The sequence below is a fragment of the Snodgrassella sp. W8135 genome (genome assembly GCF_016101225.1).
Taxonomy (GTDB): Bacteria; Pseudomonadota; Gammaproteobacteria; order Burkholderiales; family Neisseriaceae; genus Snodgrassella; species Snodgrassella alvi.
This window is the reverse complement of record NZ_JACFQX010000006.1, coordinates 59,842-79,787: the sequence shown is the minus strand read 5'-3', so window position 1 is coordinate 79,787 and position 19,946 is coordinate 59,842. Positions and strand designations below refer to the sequence as shown.

Annotated in this window: 14 protein-coding genes; 8 read left to right on the top strand and 6 right to left on the bottom strand. The window is 41.9% G+C overall.

Annotation, left to right across the window (positions count from 1 at the left end; genetic code table 11):
* Nucleotides 1-52: 52 nt before the first annotated feature.
* Nucleotides 53-334 (bottom strand): tRNA (cytidine(34)-2'-O)-methyltransferase, encoded by a 282-nt coding sequence (locus H3T75_RS10215; RefSeq protein WP_198211664.1) that lies wholly within the window; start codon nt 332-334, stop codon nt 53-55.
* A gap of 418 nt (nt 335-752) precedes the next feature.
* Between H3T75_RS10215 and H3T75_RS10210 the strand changes: the two genes are divergently transcribed.
* The 4 genes from H3T75_RS10210 to leuS all read left to right on the top strand — a co-directional run bounded on the left by H3T75_RS10210 (nt 753) and on the right by leuS (nt 6,168).
* Nucleotides 753-1,157 (top strand): PTS sugar transporter subunit IIA, encoded by a 405-nt coding sequence (locus H3T75_RS10210; RefSeq protein ID WP_084550455.1) that lies wholly within the window; start codon nt 753-755, stop codon nt 1,155-1,157.
* 1 nt (nt 1,158) lies between these two features.
* On the top strand, nt 1,159-1,428 hold the full coding sequence (locus tag H3T75_RS10205; RefSeq protein ID WP_037391766.1) for an HPr family phosphocarrier protein: 270 nt from the start codon (nt 1,159-1,161) through the stop codon (nt 1,426-1,428).
* Nucleotides 1,428-3,185: a phosphoenolpyruvate--protein phosphotransferase gene (gene ptsP, locus H3T75_RS10200; protein ID WP_037391768.1), complete on the top strand. Its 1,758-nt coding sequence runs from the start codon at nt 1,428-1,430 to the stop codon at nt 3,183-3,185. The genes H3T75_RS10205 and ptsP overlap by 1 nt, the downstream gene beginning before the upstream one ends.
* A gap of 343 nt (nt 3,186-3,528) precedes the next feature.
* Nucleotides 3,529-6,168 carry a leucine--tRNA ligase gene (gene leuS / locus H3T75_RS10195; protein ID WP_198211666.1) on the top strand — a complete coding sequence of 880 codons (2,640 nt, stop codon included), beginning with the start codon at nt 3,529-3,531 and terminating at the stop codon, nt 6,166-6,168.
* A gap of 108 nt (nt 6,169-6,276) precedes the next feature.
* Here the strand turns inward: leuS and H3T75_RS10190 are convergent, their stop codons facing one another.
* Nucleotides 6,277-8,655 (bottom strand): glucose/quinate/shikimate family membrane-bound PQQ-dependent dehydrogenase, encoded by a 2,379-nt coding sequence (locus H3T75_RS10190; RefSeq protein WP_198211663.1) that lies wholly within the window; start codon nt 8,653-8,655, stop codon nt 6,277-6,279.
* A gap of 808 nt (nt 8,656-9,463) precedes the next feature.
* Between H3T75_RS10190 and H3T75_RS10185 the strand changes: the two genes are divergently transcribed.
* Nucleotides 9,464-12,121, top strand: coding sequence for an autotransporter outer membrane beta-barrel domain-containing protein (locus H3T75_RS10185; protein WP_198211662.1), 2,658 nt, complete (start codon nt 9,464-9,466; stop codon nt 12,119-12,121).
* A gap of 360 nt (nt 12,122-12,481) precedes the next feature.
* Here the strand turns inward: H3T75_RS10185 and H3T75_RS10180 are convergent, their stop codons facing one another.
* Complete coding sequence (locus H3T75_RS10180) at nt 12,482-12,823, bottom strand: helix-turn-helix domain-containing protein (RefSeq protein WP_198211661.1); 342 nt, start codon at nt 12,821-12,823, stop codon at nt 12,482-12,484.
* Between the two features lie 88 nt (nt 12,824-12,911).
* Between H3T75_RS10180 and H3T75_RS10175 the strand changes: the two genes are divergently transcribed.
* Nucleotides 12,912-13,664: an SDR family oxidoreductase gene (locus H3T75_RS10175; protein ID WP_025329716.1), complete on the top strand. Its 753-nt coding sequence runs from the start codon at nt 12,912-12,914 to the stop codon at nt 13,662-13,664.
* 28 nt (nt 13,665-13,692) lie between these two features.
* On the opposite strand, the gene thrB is transcribed toward H3T75_RS10175, so the two are convergent.
* The gene (gene thrB, locus H3T75_RS10170; RefSeq protein ID WP_198211660.1) at nt 13,693-14,613 is read right to left on the bottom strand and encodes a homoserine kinase; all 921 of its coding nucleotides are present in this window, start codon (nt 14,611-14,613) and stop codon (nt 13,693-13,695) included.
* Nucleotides 14,614-15,008: 395 nt separating this feature from the next.
* Here thrB and H3T75_RS10165 point away from each other — a divergent pair, with 395 nt between their 5' ends.
* On the top strand, nt 15,009-16,397 hold the full coding sequence (locus H3T75_RS10165; protein ID WP_096765901.1) for an L-cystine transporter: 1,389 nt from the start codon (nt 15,009-15,011) through the stop codon (nt 16,395-16,397).
* Between the two features lie 229 nt (nt 16,398-16,626).
* On the opposite strand, the gene asd is transcribed toward H3T75_RS10165, so the two are convergent.
* Entirely contained in the window at nt 16,627-17,742 is a 1,116-nt protein-coding gene (asd, locus tag H3T75_RS10160) for an aspartate-semialdehyde dehydrogenase (protein WP_198211659.1), read from the bottom strand.
* 247 nt (nt 17,743-17,989) lie between these two features.
* On the opposite strand from asd, the gene murJ reads away from it, so the two are divergent.
* A complete protein-coding gene (gene murJ, locus H3T75_RS10155; protein WP_084561948.1) occupies nt 17,990-19,528 on the top strand; it encodes a murein biosynthesis integral membrane protein MurJ in 1,539 nt (512 codons plus the stop codon).
* Nucleotides 19,529-19,573: 45 nt separating this feature from the next.
* On the opposite strand, the gene H3T75_RS10150 is transcribed toward murJ, so the two are convergent.
* Entirely contained in the window at nt 19,574-19,882 is a 309-nt protein-coding gene (locus tag H3T75_RS10150) for a chorismate mutase (RefSeq protein WP_084550422.1), read from the bottom strand.
* Nucleotides 19,883-19,946 lie beyond the last annotated feature (64 nt).

Below are 19,946 nucleotides of genomic sequence, written 5' to 3'. Positions count from 1 at the left end.
GAAGAAAAAACAATACCGCAGCAGCCCAATGGCTGCTGTTGCTGTATCTAGGTCAGAGAGGGAAGGACTGCTGACGCAGTGCTTCATAGAGGACGATGGCGGCGGCGTTGGACAGGTTCAGTGAGCGGATGTGCTCTGACTGCGGAATTCGCAGACACTGTTCTGCGCGTGCCTGTGCGAATGCCTGGGGCAATCCGGTGGTTTCGCGACCGAAGAGAAAGTAGATTTGCTGATTGCGGTCACTGTAGTCGAACTGAGTGTAGTTGCGAGTGCCGTAGGTTTCTATCAGGTAGACTTGTGCATTAGTTTGGGTTTCGGTTATCCCGATGAACATTTTAAATTTCACTGCTATAAGTACTATGTACTATAGCTTTGGATACAAACTTTAGTGGCTGAAATATAGTTTAGGAAAAATGAAAAACTTTTGGTTACAGTTTATATAGATGATCGCTCCATAAACGATTCGATAACTATTTAACGGTTCTGAAATAGATTCTGGTCTGACTTAAATATTATTTCACTTATATAATTATTGTGCTGCCCTGTAGCAGTAATATGCATATTGTTTATTCTGTATTTTCTTCTGACAGACTCTTCCTGTTATGTGATTAGTATGATAAGTTTTGATTGGGAGATTTATAGGCAGAAATATTAAGCCAATTGTTTGTCGGGTAGTAAAAGTCAGTACGATTATTTCTCATTGAATGGGTTTATTCAGTACACTTAATACCCAAATGGTAATAGGTAATACAATGATAGGTTTGATGATTGTTACCCACGAGACAGTAGGGCAGGCAAATATGCAATTAATCCGGCATATTTTTGGTTCTGTACCTGATAATGTTACTTTAATCGGGGTACGTAGTAGTGATTCAGTTGAAAGTATACATGCTGAGGTTGTAGAAAAACTGGCATCTTTGGATTATGGTCACGGTGTATTGATTCTCACTGATATTTTCGGCGCAACACCTTGTAATCTGGTGCGCCGGTTAATTCAGAGTGACAATGTAATTCTGCTAACTGGTCTTAATGCTCCAATGCTGATTAAGGCACTTCAACATTTTACTAAAGTAGATGATGTACATAAATTTGCAGATGAAGTTAAAGCTGCTGCTATTGCCGGCATTATGACTATTTCTAATCAGGATGAGCTTTGAAATGGTAAAAAAGGAAATTGAGATTATCAACAAGCTTGGTTTGCATGCACGGGCATCGAATAAATTTACTCAGGTAGCCAGCCGGTTTCAGTGCGAAGTATGGGTAACTCGGAAAGATCGCCGCGTTAACGGTAAAAGCATTATGGGACTAATGATGTTGGCTGCTGCTCAAGGTAGTGTAATTGAGCTGGAAACCGACGGTGTTGATGAAAGTCAGGCAATGCAAGCGCTGGTTGAGCTGATTAATAATTATTTTGGTGAAGACGAATAATGAGTATCGTCCTGCATGGTGTTGCAGTGGGGGCCGGTGTCGCTATCGGTCGTGCTCATCTGGTGGTGCGCGGTATGGACGATGTGCCACATCAGGAGTTGTCGATTGAAGAAGTGCCCGCAGAAGTTGCCCGTTATGAGCAGGCAATCAAAACAACTCGCCGTCAGTTAGAGCAGTTGCGTACAGATATTCCGCAGAATGCACCTTCAGAACTGGGAGCGTTTATTTCTCTGCACCTGATGCTGGTAGGTGATGTAAGTCTATCCAGAGAGCCTGTAGATATTATTGAAGCACAATGTGTTAATGCAGAATGGGCATTAAAACTGCAAACGGATAAACTTTCAGATCAGTTTGATGCAATTGAAGATAATTATTTACGCGCACGTAAGCAGGATATGCTGCAGGTAGTTGAGCGTATTTTTAAAAATCTGATTGGTTTATCGACAGAAGTCGTGACTGAAGCGGAGGATTTTGAAGAAGATACGATTCTTGTTGCCCATGATTTATCGCCGGCAGATACGGTTTTTTTTAAAGACAGCCGTATTGCTGCATTTGTTACTGATGCCGGCGGGCCAACTAGCCATACCGCGATTCTGGGGCGTAGCCTGGATATTCCCTCTGTGATTGCACTGGGCTATGCACGGGAATTAATTAATGAAGATGAGCTGATTATTGTAGATGGCACAATGGGTGTAGTTATTATTGCACCTGATGATGTTATTTTAAAGGAATATCGCCGACGCTTGCGGGAATTTCGCAGCTTAAGACGGCAGTTAAATAAACTTAAGAATACGGCAGCAACAACATTAGATGGAATCAATATTGAGTTGTTGGGTAATATTGAAAGTGCTAATGACATAAAAGCACTGCATAGTCTGGGTATGGATGGTATCGGATTATATCGCAGTGAGTTTTTTTATCTGAACCGTGATGCTCTGCCTACAGAAGATGAACTGTATACCGAATACGCTGATGTGGTTAAAAAGCTGAAGGGTAAACCATTAACCATACGGACAATTGATTTAGGTGTAGATAAAAATCCGCGCTGGTTTGGTCCCAGTCATACGATGAATCCGGCTTTGGGATTGACCGGTATCCGTTTGTGTCTGGCTGAACCTGTGATGTTCCGTACTCAGATGCGGGCAATTATGCGGGCTGCGGTTTTGGGGCCCGTGCGCATGATGTGGCCAATGATTTCATCAGTAACAGAGATACAGCAGTGTTTAACTCACCTAAATACCGCTAAACAACAGTTACATGATCGCTTTGAAACCTTTGATGAAAATATTCAGGTTGGGGCGATGATAGAGATTCCGTCAGCTGCATTAACAGTTAATTCTATTTTGAAGATGATTGATTTCGTTTCAGTCGGTACTAATGATTTAATTCAGTATACGCTGGCGGCAGACCGTAATGATGAAAGTGTGAGTTATTTATATCAGCCGGGTCATCCTGCGGTACTGAAGTTATTGCTGCATGTTATTCGTACCGCTGCACGTCTGAATAAACCAGTATCTGTGTGCGGAGAAATGGCTGGTGATGCTCAATATACACGGTTATTGATGGCGATGGGGCTGCGCCGGTTTTCGATGAATGCAAATAATATTCTGGCGGTGAAAAATCAGATTATTCAAAGTGATCTGCTAATGCTTGAAACCGAAGTACAGAAAATATTACGTAATGATGATCCAGATAAAGCACTAAAATTACTGAAAAAATTAAATTCTTCACATGAATTATCTGAAAGTGCGGATTAAATAAATTGTTTTGTCTGACTTAGCACAGTTTAACTGCGTTTAATGATGATTTTTCTATAATATTTTTGTCAGTATTGTTTTTGCCTGACAATCAGTATTGAGTAAGTAGTGTTTTCCCGCAAATTGTCCACCGATATTCCCTCCCTTGGTATCGGTGGTTTTTTTTATTTATTTTATATATGCTATATAAATATTAAAAATGTTTATGCAATTAATATGCTATTGTAGTATTGATGGACTAAGCTCAATAACTGTATTGCCAGAATGATTAATTGCAAGTTTGTGTCTTGAGTAAACTGTTATAATAGTGGTCTATTTTTATACAATAAACTGATAATTCATGATGCAAGAACATTATTGTCCCGAAAAGATTGAGCCGGCTGCACAAACGCGCTGGCAGGAATACCGTTTATTTAACGCTAAAGATTTTAGTCCAAAACCTAAATATTATTGTCTGTCGATGTTTCCTTACCCCTCAGGTAAGTTACATATGGGACATGTGCGTAACTACACTATTGGTGATGTACTGAGTCGTTATCGCTTGCTTAATGGGTTTAATGTGATGCAGCCGATGGGCTGGGATGCATTTGGTTTGCCTGCTGAAAATGCTGCAATGAAACATCAGGTAGCACCGGCACAATGGACTTATGACAACATAGCTTATATGAAAAAGCAGTTGCAGAGTCTGGGTTTTGCGATTGACTGGGAGCGGGAAATAGCGACCTGTACACCGGAATATTATCGCTGGGAACAGTGGCTGTTTGTGCGTTTATTCCAGAAGGGCATTATTTATAAGAAAAACGGAACAGTAAACTGGGATCCGGTGGATCAGACTGTACTGGCCAATGAGCAGGTTGTAGACGGTCGTGGCTGGCGTTCCGGTGCCATTGTAGAAAAACGTGAAATCCCGATGTATTACTTCAGGATTACGGATTATGCTGAAGAACTGCTCAATGGCCTGGATACATTGGAACATTGGCCGGAGCAAGTAAAAACCATGCAGCGCAACTGGATTGGCAAGTCACGCGGGATGCAGGTACGGTTTGCGCTGGTTGAAGACAGTAAAGCAGGATTAACCGGTGAGTATGCAGATTTTGTACAGGTCTATACCACACGTCCTGATACACTGATGGGGGCAACTTATGTTGCTGTTGCTGCAGAACATCCGCTAGCGACAGCTGCCGCTGCTGATAACCCTCAGTTACAGCAGTTTATTGCTGAGTGCAAGGCTGGTTCTGTGGCTGAAGCAGACATGGCCACGATGGAGAAGAAAGGTATGCCTACCGGACGCTTTGCCATCAATCCGCTTAATGGCGATGTGCTGCCGGTCTGGGTGGCCAATTATGTGCTGTGGGGATATGGTGATGGTGCGGTAATGGCTGTTCCGGCGCATGATGAACGTGATTTTGAATTTGCCACTAAATATCAGCTACCAGTAAAACAAGTAATTGCCTCTACGCAGAATACAGATGCTTTTAATACAAGCGCGTGGCAGGAATGGTATGGCAGTAAAGAGCAGACACAGTGTGTTAACAGCGGTGAACTGGATGGTCTGGATTTTTATGCGGCATTTGAGCGTGTTGGTGAGATTTTACAGGCTAAAAATGCTGGTGCACCGAAAACACAATATCGCCTGCGTGACTGGGGTATTTCCCGGCAGCGTTACTGGGGTTGCCCGATTCCGATTATCCATTGTGATGATTGTGGTGATGTCACTGTTCCGGAAGAACAGTTGCCAGTTGTATTACCGGAAAATGTGGTACCGGATGGTGCCGGTTCTCCGTTAGCCAGAATGCCGGAATTTTACGAAACTACCTGTCCATGCTGTGGTAAACCGGCTCGTCGGGAAACCGACACTATGGATACCTTTGTTGAATCGAGCTGGTATGCGGTACGGTATGCATCACCACATTGCAATACCGCAATGGTGGATAAAGAGGCTGCTAATTACTGGATGAATGCAGACCAGTATATCGGTGGTATTGAACACGCTATTTTACATCTGCTCTATGCCCGTTTCTTTACAAAGTTAATGCGCGATGAGGGGCTGCTGAATGTAGATGAGCCATTTGCCCGCTTACTTACTCAGGGTATGGTGGTATGTGAAACGTATTATCGTGAAGGTGCTAATGGCAGCAAAGAATGGATTGCACCGCAAGATGTGGATTTGCAGCGGGATGATAAAGGCCGGCCTCTGGCTGCAACCCTGAAAGCAGATGGTAAACCGGTATGTATCGGTGGCATTGAGAAAATGTCTAAATCCAAGAATAATGGTGTGGATCCGCAAGAGCTGATTGACCGCTATGGTGCGGATACTGCGCGATTGTTTATGATGTTTGCCGCACCGCCTGAGCAATCACTGGAGTGGTCAGATGCCGGGGTAGAGGGTGCGCATCGCTTCCTGCGCCGTTTGTGGCGTACTGTATATGATTATTTACAGCAGGGTGCAGGTGTAACCGCATTTACCGGTAGTCAGGATAATTTGTCTGCCGACCTGAAAGCGCTGCGGTTGAAACTGCATAGCACAGTCGCCAAAGTAACCGATGATTATGGTCGCCGGCAGCAATTTAATACTGCAATTGCTGCGGTTATGGAATTGCTGAATCAGTATGACCGGACTGATTGCACTACAGAAGCCGGGCGAGCCGTGGCACAGGAAGTGCTGGAGTGCGTATTGCGTCTGTTATGGCCGATTGTGCCTCATGTGTGTGAAACATTATGGAATGAGTTGTCTCCGCAAAAAATGCTGTGGGATGCTGCATGGCCATGTGTTGATGAAGCCGCACTGGTACAGGATGAAATTACCCTGATGGTTCAGGTAAATGGTAAGCTGCGCGGACAGATTACAGTTTCTGCCGATAGTAGTAATGATGAAGTACAGGCAGCAGCATTGGCTGATCCGGCCATACAACGATTTGTGGATGGCAAAACACCGAAAAAAGTTATCGTTGTGCCAAAACGATTAGTCAATATTGTTGTCTGATCGCATAATCCGATGAAAAAGACATGTTATTAACATGTCTTTTTTTATTACATAAATCAATTACGGCGAAATACGCCCAGATTATTTGGCGCCTGTAGCGCAAATAATTCAGGGTAGAGTATAGGCGATCAGATAGTCTCCCATCTTCGTACCGAATGAGCTATGACCACCGGCCATTTGTACTACATATTGTTTACCATTAACGGCATACGTCATTGGTGTAGCCTGTCCGCCGGCCGGCAAACGTGTCTGCCATAATAAATCTCCGTTGCTGGTATTGTATGCACGCAGATAGTTGTCCTGAGTTGCACTGACAAACATAATATTACCCGCTGTGGATATTGAGCCACCCAGACCCGGAACGCCAATTTTCAATGGTGGTAATTCAAATAATTTCGGCAGACTGTCTCGAATAGTGCCAATACGCTTTTTCCACACTACTTGGTTAGTCTGCAAATCAACACCAGCTACAAATCCCCATGCCGGTTGTTTACAAGGTAAGCCTATTGGTGACAGAAAAGGATTAATTTCTACCCCATAAGGAGCACCATACATCGGCTGGATACCATTCTCAGTACCGGCACCCTGTTTTTGCTGAGCCCTGTCGGGATTAGCCGGAATCAGGCGGGAAACGAAGGGCAGTCCGATTGGGTTCATCAGAGCAATTTGCCGATCCTGATTGACAGATACACCACCCCATTCAAATACCCCCAGATTACCCGGAAATACCAGTGTGCCATTTTCAGAAGGTGGTGTATAAATGCCATTATAATTTAAGCGCTTAAACTGGATGCGGCACAGAAGCTGGTCAAACATAGTTGCTCCCCACATATCTTTATCAGTCAGTTTGTCTTTCGGCATCAGACTTAAAGCTGAGAAAGGCTGGGTAGCGGCATAATGTTCACCCTGTGTCGGTTTACCGTGTTTCAGAGTCTGTGGTACCGGTTGTTCAGTAACTGGCACAATGGGTTGGCCGGTTTCACGGTTGAGGACAAAAATATTACCGGTTTTGGTCAGCACATAAATAGCAGCAATCCGTTTACCGGATGGTATCGTAATGTCCATCAGTGAAGGCTGAGCCGGTACGTCCATATCCCAAAGATCATGGTGAGTAGTCTGAAAATGCCATAGCAGTTTACCGGTTGAGGCATTCAGTGCCACAAGAGAATTGGCATAACGTTCTTTTAACTTATCACGGTGACCGCCCCAGATGTCCGGTGTGCTCACTCCGGTGGGTATATATACAATATTACGCTGCTGGTCGTAGGCCAGAGGTGCCCATGCATTGGGTGAATTATGCACGAAATTGGTCTTTTCACCCGGCATCGCATTCGGGTTTTCCGCACCAGTATCAAATACCCATTTTAATTGGCCGTTATTGACATCATAACCACGAATTACCCCGGAAGGTTCTTTAGTTGAGAGGTTATCCGTTACTGAACCACCGATAATAATCGTACTAGGTGTTACAACAGGCGGTGAGGTCGGATTATATCCTCCCAAAAAAGCATAAGGCATTTTGGCTTGTAGATTAATTTCACCGTTATGACCGAAATCCGGACATTTCTGACCAGTCTGTGCATTGACGGCAATTAAACGGCCATCATTAACCGGTAATAAAACTTTTTGCGGACAAATAGCGGATGCGGTGGTCTCAGAACTATGTGCTGTCGTAGCATCATAATAGCTGACACCACGACAAGTCAGATGCTGAAAAGTTCTGTTGCTGCGCAATTTAGGGTCAAAACGCCATAAACGTTTGCCGGTAGTGGCATCCAGAGCATCCAGAAACTGGTGTGGTGTACAGATAAAGAGTTTATTGCCGATTTTGATCGGTGTTAGTTCATTAGTGGTTTCTGCTGAATCATTAGCAGTTTTGAAATCACCGGTATGGTAAGTCCAGGCTACTTTAAGCTGTTTAACATTAGCGGTATTGATTTGAGTTAATGGTGAATAGCGTGTTCCGCCCTGAGTACGACCATACGCCGGCCAGTCTTCTGCTGCTACACCATTATCGTCTGCCGCTGGTGTTGGCTGGAGGCGAGTAATGGTGCCATTAATTTGCTGCGGATCATGGCTGATGCTGTAGAGCATGATACCCAGTATCGCAATTAATGCTAATGTAATAATTATTTTTCCACTTCTTGGTGCTGATAAATGCCGTGTTGACCACGGAGTTAAAAGCCATAATCCAAACAGAAACAGCAGATCAAAACGCGGTGCCAGTGCCCAGAAGTCAGTGCCTGACTCCCATAAACCCCAGATTAGCGTAATAAACAGAATAATTGCATATAACCACAGGCAGCTACTGCGCTGATACTGATACAGAACAGTAAACAGACTCAGTAACAGGGCAATAATGGCATAAAAGGGCGAACCACCCAGGCATATTAGCCATATCCCTCCAATTAGCAGGTAGATAACAGTTAGCCAAAGTACCAGCAAAGTGATTATTCTGGCGACGGAAAATGATGTAAATATTTTCATAATACTTCTGTTAACCTGTTTTTATAAAAAAATTTTGCCAAAAATATTATAATAAACAATATGTAATATGAAAATATATATATATTAATGAATAGAAAATTTACTATAATATTCAGAATCTGGTTAAACAGGGCAAGTATTTCAAAGCGTAAGCACAGCTTATTTATTCACATCAGGATGGCACCGCCATTTTTTACCTTATGATTATTATTGGAAATAAATATAAGAAACATCATGATATAAAATTATTATAGATAATAGTTTGTGTACTAAATAGAAAATACTATAAGCAGTCAAAAATTAATCGGCTTTTTGAAAAAGTATGCATACTAGTACCGGAATTAACGCCACAACGGTGTAGGTTAAACTAAATATTTAAAATTTTCTGGTCTGAATGATATCTCGTGATTAAATCCAGGCAATTTGCAGATTTATCTGTTCAAATAACAATCTTGAGTTAAAAAAATAAATTTACAGGGATAATAATTCTTAAATAAATTTAGCGTTTAATCTGCTGTGGATTTTAAATACTGTAAATAAAAATTTATCCTTAAGATAATAAATGTGCATCTAATGTATATTTATTAGTACTATTATAATTATTAATGAAAACTATTTGCATAAGATGTTTTAATATATATTTGAAATAACTGAATAATTCTATATATATTTTTTTTAATAAATATTGCATAATATGCAAATATTAAAAAATGATTATAAATGTTAAAATCAATTAAATTTAATATACGCAAATACTGTTAACTTATTTAATAAACATCAATTTGAAAACATTGATTCAGGCATGAAAATGAATAACTTTAAGCAGAAAAAATTAAATTCAATTATACATACATTAGTATTTAAACTTTCACTAGGAACCCTGGCACTACTCCCGGTAGCAGTAACTGCAGAGACAAATATTAATGATACTAATATCGGGAATTACAAAAAAACTGGAATAAAAATTTCAGACGATTTAATTATAGATATAACAAACAAAACAGAACCACATATTGATATTGATCAGAATAGTAGTAGCGGAATGGGGCTTGTCGCAGCTTCCGACAAAAATACAACTATCAATGGTGATTTATTTAAGATTAAAGGTCGGAAATCTAATAACTACTATAATAGTTTTAATGGTATTTATTTATCAAGTAGATCTAACTTGGTTTCAAATAGTGACCTTGACATAGATATTACAAGTGGTCGTGGTATGTATCTGTCCAGTGAAGGAAACGGTGAGTTTAACAGGAAAGTAACCATAAAAGGCCAAGAATATAGCCCAGACGGAGACTATAACATAGGTATATCTGCTTATAATTCTTCCAGAACTAAACGTACAACAGGTACGTTTAATGATGAGGTAAACATAAAGATTGAAGGGACGGCAAGTATAGGCATTGCTTCGCAGAAAGCACAGAGCCCAAATATCGCAGGTAATGAATTAACTTTTAATGATAAAGTAAACATTGATATAACAACTAAGCCAGGTACAATCAAATCCGGCAACAAGGAGTACACGTATTATGGTGCTGGTATTGCTATTGAACAAATATCGCCTTTAGTGGAAGATTCTGATGGTATAGATAGAGGTGATGTTATGAAATTTAATAAAGGACTTAACCTCACCATTAAGGGTGGTACCGCAATTTTAATGGATCAGCACAAAGGCAAATTAGAGATTAATGATGGTTCAAATGGTAACCGTATCGTTGTTCAGGATCCTAAAGACTTTAAGGCTATAGAAGCAACTGCTGGTAAAGTGACGATTAATGGTAAATCAGAAATTATTGGAGATATTTTTTCAAGTGAAAATAAAGATCTTCGGGATAAAGGAGTAGTCAATTTAACTCTGACTGACGGATCAATGTTATTAAGCTCTTTAGACAATGATGGTGGTGCAGGTGAGATTAATCTTGGCCTTTCCGGTAGCCATAGCCAGTGGAAAATGACAAGCAGCTCAAATATTAACTCTCTGAAACTTAGTGATGATGCCAAAGTCAGCTTTGGTTATGACTATAATAATACATCTAACACCGTGCAGAAGCTTGACGGTACAAATGCAATGACATTAACAACAGGTTCGCTGGCTGGTAATGGCGTGTTTGAAATGCGAACTGCAATTGGCACGAAGTTAAATAGTGATATGCTGAAAATTACCGGTGCAAAACAGGCAACAGGTAATCATCGAATTATCATCAATGATCAAGGTACAGGCGCAGCTGCAGTCACCGGAAATGAAAAAATTAAACTGGTTGAAACCAATGGTGGTGATGCTAAATTTAGTTTATCGTCCTCAGCAATAGATATTGGTGGCTATGAATTTAATACTTTAGACGAATTTGGCAATTCTAATCCTGACGGTTCAGACTGGATATTGTCTGCATCTGGCCCTGTTGGCGGCTCAAACGACATCGGTCAAGGTGGAGCCGGCTCAGGCAGCAACGATAATGGTGGCAGTGGCTCAGGCAACACCGGTAATGGTGATGGAACATCAGGTGGCTCTGACACAAAGCCAGGTTCCAAACCAAATTTAACTAATACAGCAAAAAATTCGGCCAATATTCTTAATTCAAATTATTTAATGAGTTATGTTGAAACACAAACTTTATTGCAGCGTATGGGACAAATCCGTACCGATGATACAGCGAGCGGTAAAGTATGGGGGCGTATATATACAGGGAAACTGAACTCGTTTAATGATAATCGGTTGTCTGGTTTTGATATGGATTATTATGGATTACAGATGGGGCTGGACCGTAAACTGAATTACGATAAAGTGAACCTATATTATGGTTTAATGGGCGGACTAAGCCGGGGTGAAGTTGATCACAACGTTGGTGACGGCAGTACTAAAAGCTATTCACTAGGATTATATGGTACGTTACAAAGTCAGAATGGTTTTTATCTTGATGGTTTAGTCAAGTATATGCATATGACCAACAAGTTCAATAGTATGACCGCAGGAGGCTATCATGTTAAAGGAGATGGCAATACCAATGGTTTTTCCATAGGAGCAGAAGTAGGCAAACGTATTCATTTATCCGGTGCAGGAAATGCGGATGAGGGTTGGTATTTAGAACCACAGGCTCAGCTTACTTATTCACATCAGGATGGAGCCACCATAAATGCGACCAATGGATTAAGTACAAGACTGGCCAGTTATAATTCATTAATAGGGCGTGCCAGTCTTATTTTAGGTTATACTATTCAGAGTGGTAAAAACCCGGTGGATGTATATTTTAAAACGGGTTACCTGAGAGAGTTTGATGGAAAAACATCTTATACCTTTAATCGTGTTGCAAAAGAAAAGTATGATTTTGGTGGTAACTGGTGGGATAACGGTATAGGAATTAATGTGCGGCTGAATGGGAAGCATCATATTTATGGTGATATGGTTTATTCTGCAGGAAACAAATTTAATCAGAAGCAGATTAATGCGGGATATCGTTACAACTTTTAACCAGAATGTTATTACTGACTAAAGCTAAAATTTAGCGAAGACTGATGTTTAAAAGCAGGTTTAATCATGGTGGTGCCGGATAATTCCGGTGCCACCATTTTGGTGTTTAGTTGATTATTGGTCAATGTATATAGGAAATATGGCTATTAATATTAATTTATTGAATGTAATTATAAATTAGTCAGAGACTACGCAGTTATGCATTTTAAATGGATGCGCTTAGTAGTGATATCAATGGTTGAGTATAAACAATTTAATTATTTAAAATGCATAATTAATTTTTCTTTGATTGATGCTTATCAGCTGTTGCCGGATCTGTTGCTGTTTAAGTTACAGCCTGTCTGAATAGGTGAGTAGTATTCAGAGTAAATCTTTTTCATGCTGCTCCATCCAGTTTGCGATGGAAACCAAAGCCGGTTTTAGAGTTTTTCCCAGTGCTGTTATCTGGTATTCAACTTTAGGCGGTACTTCGGGGTAGAGCTTTCTGTTAATTAATCCTTTTTGCTCAAACAGCTTTAGCTGTTTTGTTAATTCTTTCTGAGTAATTGGTGCGATGGCTCGCCTTAATTCGCCAAAACGAATGGGTTGATCAGTAATAATCAGGCGATACAGGATAGGAATAGCCCATTTTCCTGAAATTAAATTAACAAATTTAACCATAGGACAATGATAAATATCAGGGGTATTTTTTTCAGTGTGCATAACTATTTTCCATTAGTATCTATTTGGTACCTACTTTCATAAGTAAACCAGTTAAATTATACTGAATTTTATTTTTGAAAGGGAATCTATGAACAGGTTAACGGGTAAATATACACTGATTACAGGCGGAAGCAGTGGAATAGGGCTGGCAACTGCCAGAGAATTTATTGCCGAAGGTGCGACAGTAGCCATAACCGGCAGAAATAAAGACAGATTACTGGCAGCGAAGCAGGAATTAGGTGCAGATGTAATAATATTGCAAAGTGATACTTCTGATGTTGAAGAACAAAAGCTTCTGGCTGCACAGTTAACCAAAATGTGGCCTAGATTAGATGCCGTATATATTAATGCGGCCGATGTCACTCATCTGCCGGTAACTGATTGGAATGAAAATACTTTTGACAGGGTAATGAATACTAATTTCAAAGGGCCGTTTTTTCTGATACAGGCGCTGTTACCTTTGCTGGCTGATCCCTGTTCGGTTATTTTGTGCGGTACGGTAAGTACCAAAATCGGTTTACCGCAAAGCAGTATTTATGCGTCCAGTAAAGCTGCTCTCTGTTCATTGGCCAAAACACTGTCGGGAGAGCTGTTATCCAGAAATATTCGCTTCAACTGTTTAGTCCCCGGCCCGACAGACACGCCGGCGCATATGAATTTAAATACCACTGACGCGGATGCTGTCAAACATTTACAGCAGGAAATTAAGGCATTGGTACCGTTGGGACGTTTGGGCAAACCGATAGAGCTGGCTAAAGCAGCTGTTTTTCTGGCATCGGATGAATCCTCTTTTATGCTCGGTGCGGAAATACTGGTAGATGGCGGGGTAGGTAATATCTAATTTTAGTTTTTTGATAAAAATAATGATGTTATTTGCGTAAATTAAGTAGTAAATCTCTAAAAACGTTCGGATCTTTAATAAAGGTAATTTCTCCTGCCTGCGGAAAATGGTAATCAAGCAGGCGGGAAACCCAGAAGCGAATACATGCAGCTCGCTGTGCAACTGGAAAGTAATCCTGTTCAGCGGAAGTCAGCGGGCGTATGCTTTCATAGCCGTGTATAAATGCTTGTTGCAGATTTTGGTCGATATGATTGTCTGCACGACGTGCCCAGTCGTTAACGGCGATGGCAAGGTCATACATGAAATTACCGTTACATGCATAATAGAAATCAATAAATCCGGCTACCTGTTCACCATCCAGCAAAACATTATCGCGGAATAAATCGGCATGGATGATACCCGCAGGCAGATTTGTACATTCATGTGCATCAAAGAAAGCAATTTCTGCTTGTAATAACTGCTGATCTTCCGGATCCAGAAAGGGTAATAAACGGCTGCTGGCCTCATGCCACCAGCCAGTGTAACGCGGATTGTGCATTTTCTGCGTGAATTCGCTACCGGCCAGATGCATTTTAGCCAGCATCGCTCCGGTATTGAAACATTGCTGTCCGGATGGGCTGCTGGTATCGCTGCCGGTCAGGCAGGTTACCAGACAGGCTGGTTTGCCAACTAGAGTGCTGTCCAGACGACCGTCAGTTCGGGCAATAGGAGCAGGACAGGCTACGCTGTGAGCACTCAGATGCCGGGTTAAATCTAAAAAGAAGGGCAGCTCATCCTGTGTCATGGCCTCAAAAACAGTCAGTACAAAGCGCCCTTGTGTGGTGGTTACAAAATAATTGCTGTTAGTAACGCCCTGAGCGATACCTTGTAAACCAATAAACCGACCTAAGTGATAATCACGCAGAAAGCTGCGCATTTCATCGTCGCTAACGCTGGTGTAAACCGACATAAATGTAACCAATAAACAGAATTAAACGAAAAGTTTAAACCTGAGACAGGATGTTTAAACAAATTGCAAGCATGATGGCAATAAAGGGCTGATGTCAAGTATTTATTCAAATGATTGCTTATGAACGGTAGTTTGTAGAAAACTTGTTATCTGATGATGTTTAAATTGAATGATGGGTATGTCATATAAGGGGCTGAAATAGGAATTGGGTAATTCGTAAGCCAATATTCCGGACGATACAACTATACTGGAAAGTATTTTATCTTTATTGCATATAATAAAATAGAATAAGTGAATGCATAAGGGCTATTTCACAACTTATTTACTTTTGCGTATTCTTAGCTGGCACTAGGTATCAAACGCGGGCAGAAAGCTTGCCAGCGCAGGAGTATAAAATGAATTTATCTTTGCTCGCGAACATTATGATGTTCGCATTGTTATTATGGATACTGAGCCGTACGCATTCAACCCAATGGAGTTTATCCAAAAAAGTATTATTGGGTATGATTCTTGGTATTGGATTGGGTTTAGGGCTGCAACTGATTTACGGAGCATCCAGCCCGGTAATCCGTACTTCTGTACAATGGTTTGATGTAGTCGGCAACGGCTATGTACAGTTATTGCAGATGGTCGTTATGCCGTTGGTGTTTGCCTCAATTCTGAGTGCTGTGGCGCGATTACATAATGCTGCTCAGCTAGGCAAAATCAGTCTGATGACTATCGGCGTGTTACTGTTTACTACGGCGATGGCTGCGCTGATCGGTACTTTGCTGACCAGCCTGTTTGGTCTGACTGCCAACGGTCTGATTCAGGGAGAAGCTGAAACTGCGCGCTTTAATGCAATTCAGGCTAATTATGTTGGCAAGGTAGCAGATTTAAATGTACCGCAGCTATTACTGTCTTTTATTCCAAAAAATCCGTTTGCTGATTTAACCGGAGCCAATCCGACCTCTATTATCAGTGTGGTTATTTTTGCTGTATTTCTCGGTATGGCCGCATTAAAGTTATTAAAAGATGATGCTGCTAAGGGTGAGCGGGTGTTACGGGCAATTGATACCTTACAAAGCTGGGTAATGAAATTGGTACGGATAGTAATGCTGTTAACTCCCTATGGTGTCCTGGCACTGATGACTAAAGTAGTGGCTTCTTCAAATATGCAGGAGATTATTAAGCTGGGAGGCTTTGTACTGGTTTCGTATCTGGCACTGGCTTTGATGTTCGGGGTACATGGTCTGTTACTGGGCATATTTGGGATCAATCCGGGTAAATATTTTCAGAAAATATGGCCGGTACTGACTTTTGCATTTACCAGTCGCTCCAGTGCTGCTTCTATTCCGCTTAATATCGAGGCTCAGACGCAGCGTCTTGGTGTACCGAAAACTATTGCCGGTTTTGCTGCTTCTTTTGGTGCAACTATCGGACAGAATGGTTGTGCCGGTTTGTATCCGGCTATGCTCGCCACCATGATTGCGCCAACTGTAGGTATCAATACTCTGGATCCATGGTGGATTGCAACACTGGTCGGAATGGTGACTATCAGTTCCGCGGGTGTGGCCGGTGTTGGCGGCGGAGCTACATTTGCGGCGCTGATTGTGCTGCCGGCAATGGGTTTGCCGATTACGCTGGTGGCTTTATTGATTTCTGTAGAACCATTGATTGATATGGGGCGTACAGCATTGAATGTCAGCGGTGCGATGACCGCAGGAACGTTAACCAGCCAGTGGCTGCATCAGACTAATAAAAAAATATTAAATAGTACGGAGCACGGCAGACTGGTACATTAATGCAGTAGGTTCTTAAAACTATTTGTCATAATTAGCAGCCGGTCTGTGTCAGCAGAGCGGCTGCTTTTTTTCGCTTAAATTCTTAATATGGGGCATGAGCGGATTAAGGTTTACAGACAGGTAATTAAACAGGACAGTTAATTATTTAACTGTCCTGTTGGATAATACTATGATGATGTCGCAAGTAATCAGGCGGTAGAGGCTGCCTGTCAGGCTTTTGCTAAAGAGATTATCTGCTTTGTAAAACGATTTGTAGCATACGCCGGATAGGTTCTGCGGCACCCCATAAAAGCTGGTCACCTACGGTAAAGGCACTGATATATTCTCCGCCCATGCCCATTTTGCGGATGCGTCCTACTGGTACAGTTAATGTGCCAGTTACTGCTGCGGGTGTCAGCTCATGCATAGATGCGGTTTTTTCATTAGGTACAACTTTTACCCAGTCATTGGCAGCAGCAAGAATTTTCTCAATTTCAGCTACGGGTAAATCCTGTTTCAGTTTTAAGGTGAGTGCCTGACTGTGGCAGCGCATTGCGCCGACACGGACACACAAGCCGTCGATAACGATTGGCTGTGCACTGCGACCTAAAATTTTATTTGTTTCTACCGCACCTTTCCATTCTTCTTTAGACTGACCGTTACCCAGATCAGCATCAATCCATGGAATCAGACTGCCGGCAAGAGGAACACCGAACTGGGCCTGCGGATATGCTTCGCTGCGTAAAAAATCGGCAACTTTTCGGTCTATGGCTAAAATAGCACTGGCCGGATCGGCCAGTTCTGCACTAACCTGATTTTCAATGGCACCCATTGCACTAATCAGTTCACGCATATTCTTGGCGCCGGCGCCGGATGCTGCCTGATAGGTCATGCTGGTCGCCCATTCCACTAAATCCTGTTCAAACAGGCCGCCCAGAGCCATTAGCATCAGTGATACTGTACAATTACCGCCAACAAAATCTTTGATACCGTTTGACAGGGCGCTATCAATCACTGCGCGGTTCACCGGATCAAGTACGATGACTGCTTTATCGCTCATGCGCAGAGTGGATGCAGCATCAATCCAGTACCCCTGCCAGCCCTGATCACGCAGTGGCTGGTGGATTGCTTTGGTATAGTCGCCACCCTGACAGGTAACGATAATATCCATTTGAGCCAGAGCATCCAGATTACGGGCATCCAGCAGTGTTTTTGCTGTCTGACCAAAATCAGGTGCGGCTGCACCGGCTGCTGATGTTGTGAAAAAATACGCATCTGCAATAGTTTGAAAATCATTTTCTTCCTGCATGCGCTGCATTAATACTGAACCTACCATGCCGCGCCAGCCAACAAAACCTACTTTCACCGGGTGCTCCTTAAAACAATTCAATTTAATTAAAATTTCTGTTGCCAGATACCAGAATACTATCCGGTCTTTTAACCATAATCACGGCTGTTTGTAAACAGATAATTACCATTCTGGTAAATTTCAGGCTGTACAGCTTATCTTTTGCCGGATTTATAGTGTCAATTCAATACTGTTATCCCATTATATAGAATCGGCTGACATTCCGGTGTACACTTTCGCCTTTGTTTTTTTATTGGCATTTCTGATGAATTTACTGCGTACTCTAGCAAAAGTCAGCAGCATGACTATGCTGTCGCGTGTTCTGGGTTTCATCCGCGATACCATTATTGCCCGCAGTTTTGGTGCGGGGATGGCTACTGATGCTTTTTTTGTGGCATTTAAACTGCCTAATCTGTTACGGCGTATTTTTGCAGAAGGCGCATTTTCACAGGCTTTTGTACCGATACTGGCTGAGTACAGAGAAACCCGATCACCCGAAGCTACCCGGGCTTTTGTGCAGCATGTGGCCGGACTGCTTTCATTTGTTCTGATTATTGTAACAGCGATCGGAATTCTGGCCGCACCTGTCGTGATTTATATTTCTGCTCCCGGTTTTCAGCAGGATGCTGATAAATTTGCTCTGTCGGTACAACTGTTACGGATTACTTTTCCATATATTTTTCTGATATCGTTGTCTTCATTGGTTGGCAGTATTCTGAATACTTATCATCAGTTTATTGTTCCTGCCTTTACGCCGACTTTTCTGAATATCTCCTTTATCGTATTTGCTCTGTGGCTGGCACCTTATTTTCATCCTCCAGTTCTGGCGCTGGCATGGGCAGTATTTGTAGGTGGATTATTACAGTTGCTGTATCAGCTGCCTTATTTATTTAAACTGGGTTTTCTGACTATGCCCAGACTCAATTTTAAGGATAAAGCAGTTAACCGGGTACTCAGACAAATGGCACCGGCTATTCTGGGGGTATCGGTAGCGCAAATATCGCTGGTGATAAACACGATTTTTGCTTCTTATTTGCAATCCGGTTCAGTATCCTGGATGTATTATGCTGACCGTCTGATGGAATTACCGACTGGTGTGCTTGGTGTGGCACTGGGAACCATTCTTTTGCCTACTTTGTCTAAACACTCAGCTACTAATGATATAGCCAGTTTTTCTGCATTGCTGGACTGGGGATTACGCCTGTGTATGCTGTTAACTTTACCGGCAGCAGTGGGTATGGCTGTGCTGTCATTTCCTCTGGTGGCAACTTTATTTATGTACCGGCAGTTTAATGAGTATGATGCAATAATGACTCAGGGTGCGCTTATTGCTTATGCTGTTGGTCTGATTGGTCTGATTCTGATTAAAGTACTTGCACCGGGATTTTATGCGCGCCAGAACATTAAAACGCCGGTAAAAATTGCTATTTTTACTTTATGTATGACTCAGCTGATGAATTTGCTGTTTGTCTGGAAGCTGCATCATGTCGGGCTGGCTCTGGCTATCAGTCTTGGCGCCTGTATTAATGCGGGATTACTGTTTACTCTGTTACGGCGACAGAAATTGTATACCCCCAGCCCCGGCTGGCTGCGTTTTCTATTGCGTCTGACGGTGGCTCTTGTTGTTATGGGTCTGGGGTTATGGTTATTACAGCATTGGCTGCCGTTTAACTGGCACAGTAGCGGGTTGGCAAAAGTAGGGCAATTAAGTATTTTGATTGTTACCGGTATTATTTTATATTTCGGATCACTATTTGCTTTGGGTTTCCGCGTACGCGATTTCCGGCGGGCTGAAGCAGAATAGTGGTATTTCAGCTTCATACAGAGAATGAAAAAAATTCATGCAAATTTATTTGTGTTCAAATTCTTTTAATTCTTCTGCAATAAAATATTTCACCAGTTCGCAAAATAGGGACTTGATTACGTCTCCGTTTAGTCCCTGTTCTTGTGCCCATTGTTTTCGTTTTTCAAGCATGCTGTTAAAACGCTCATTCGCTTGTACGTCTTTAGCATTCATTTTAAATTTACTGGCTGCTTTGACATATTCAAAGCGGGCGGAAAGTAACTGGATCACCGCATAATCAATATGATCTATTTCTGTACGAATGTCATTTATGCCGTGGCAGTCCTCAGGTTTATATATTTGATTATATGTCATTGTATTTATTAATTTTTATTTCCATGATATCTGTATTGTAAAACTGATATAAGTGGCAGTACAG

Excerpts from the sequence above, each read along its gene's own strand:
- H3T75_RS10215 (WP_198211664.1), bottom strand. The coding sequence starts at position 334 with ATGTTCATCGGGATAACCGAAACCCAAACTAATGCACAAGTCTACCTG.
- H3T75_RS10210 (WP_084550455.1), top strand. The coding sequence starts at position 753 with ATGATAGGTTTGATGATTGTTACCCACGAGACAGTAGGGCAGGCAAAT.
- H3T75_RS10205 (WP_037391766.1), top strand. The coding sequence starts at position 1,159 with ATGGTAAAAAAGGAAATTGAGATTATCAACAAGCTTGGTTTGCATGCA.
- ptsP (WP_037391768.1), top strand. The coding sequence starts at position 1,428 with ATGAGTATCGTCCTGCATGGTGTTGCAGTGGGGGCCGGTGTCGCTATC.
- leuS (WP_198211666.1), top strand. The coding sequence starts at position 3,529 with ATGCAAGAACATTATTGTCCCGAAAAGATTGAGCCGGCTGCACAAACG.
- H3T75_RS10190 (WP_198211663.1), bottom strand. The coding sequence starts at position 8,655 with ATGAAAATATTTACATCATTTTCCGTCGCCAGAATAATCACTTTGCTG.
- H3T75_RS10185 (WP_198211662.1), top strand. The coding sequence starts at position 9,464 with ATGAATAACTTTAAGCAGAAAAAATTAAATTCAATTATACATACATTA.
- H3T75_RS10180 (WP_198211661.1), bottom strand. The coding sequence starts at position 12,823 with ATGCACACTGAAAAAAATACCCCTGATATTTATCATTGTCCTATGGTT.
- H3T75_RS10175 (WP_025329716.1), top strand. The coding sequence starts at position 12,912 with ATGAACAGGTTAACGGGTAAATATACACTGATTACAGGCGGAAGCAGT.
- thrB (WP_198211660.1), bottom strand. The coding sequence starts at position 14,613 with ATGTCGGTTTACACCAGCGTTAGCGACGATGAAATGCGCAGCTTTCTG.
- H3T75_RS10165 (WP_096765901.1), top strand. The coding sequence starts at position 15,009 with ATGAATTTATCTTTGCTCGCGAACATTATGATGTTCGCATTGTTATTA.
- murJ (WP_084561948.1), top strand. The coding sequence starts at position 17,990 with ATGAATTTACTGCGTACTCTAGCAAAAGTCAGCAGCATGACTATGCTG.
- H3T75_RS10150 (WP_084550422.1), bottom strand. The coding sequence starts at position 19,882 with ATGACATATAATCAAATATATAAACCTGAGGACTGCCACGGCATAAAT.